Genomic DNA, 1074 nt, shown 5'->3' with positions numbered 1-1074 from the left:
ACTTCATCTCCGCTGTCGCCATTGGCTTCTTCGCCATCCATGTAGCTCATACCCAGTCGAACATTCTTGTTGGCGTAGTAGTTAACGCCCAGTGTTGTTTGCTCGCCGTCGGTCGTGGCCAGCCCAACGTCACTGTATTTTCCGTCACCATCCTCAAAGCGGGCAACAACTTCCCAGGCTCCTTTGGGCGATGACGGTTTCACTCGCTTGAACGCCCCAGCCTTGTAAGGACGGCTTTCGCCGGTGATGATCCAGCCAAGCTGTACGTAATAGCCATCAACATCCACCTGGCCTTCCTCGGAATCGAAATATTCGGCCTGGGCATGGAAGGGCCCGGAAGCGCCGGCGAGCTCCAGATTAAACGTATCGACCTCATCGGCCTGAGTGTCGGCATCACGCGTGGTATAACCCGCACCAAGATGAACAACCATATTGTTCGTTTGAATCGGTGCAACCGTGCCCCGTGCGGTTACTGCCGTGTTATTGAAGTCGTCGCTGCCATTGCCGTCTGCCTCGAAGTAGCCGATACCGTAGGTCCAGTTGCCGCCTTTGCCACTGAGCTGGATGCCGCCGCTGCGACCGGGGGTATAACGCTCGGTCATGGCGGATCGCTCAAGGGCCGAGATGTCTTTTGAACTCGTTAATTGTTCCAGGCCGAATGGCTCTTTCTGCTTACCAATAGTCACGGTTGCCGTCGAGCCAAATCCCAGGTAGCGAATGTACAGGTCCTCAGCGGTCCCGCCGTCGGCGCCATCACTCTCAGCCACGTTGAACTGGGTTTTGTACGCCCAGTCGCCAAAGTGGCCCTTGGCGTAGAGGCGTGCCCGGCGCACGTCGAAATCGGTAGTGTCAACACCGTTGTCGTCAGACTGCGTGGCGTCGTAATCCCATTGAAGGCGCCCGCCGAGCTGAAAAGACGCAGAGTTATCCGACACTTTCACTTTGATACCGCTGTCGGTATCGATCACAAGGTCTTCGCCGCTGGTCGTAACGTTTCCGGCCTGTGCAGCAGAAGCGGCAGAAATCGCCAAAGCCAAGCCCAAATATTTCTTGCTCATGATCTGTCTCACCTTT

At 56.1% G+C, this 1074-nt stretch carries 1 protein-coding gene; it reads right to left on the bottom strand.

Annotated elements, in window-relative coordinates:
• Positions 1–1058 (bottom strand): OprO/OprP family phosphate-selective porin (locus MLC70_RS18420; protein ID WP_248186004.1); only part of this gene is annotated, 1058 nt, incomplete at its 3' end.
• Positions 1059–1074 lie beyond the last annotated feature (16 nt).

This window comes from Marinobacter goseongensis, assembly GCF_023156235.1.
Classification (GTDB): domain Bacteria; phylum Pseudomonadota; class Gammaproteobacteria; order Pseudomonadales; family Oleiphilaceae; genus Marinobacter; species Marinobacter goseongensis.
The sequence above is the reverse complement of the archived record's forward strand: the minus strand, read 5'-3'. Positions and strand labels throughout refer to the sequence as shown.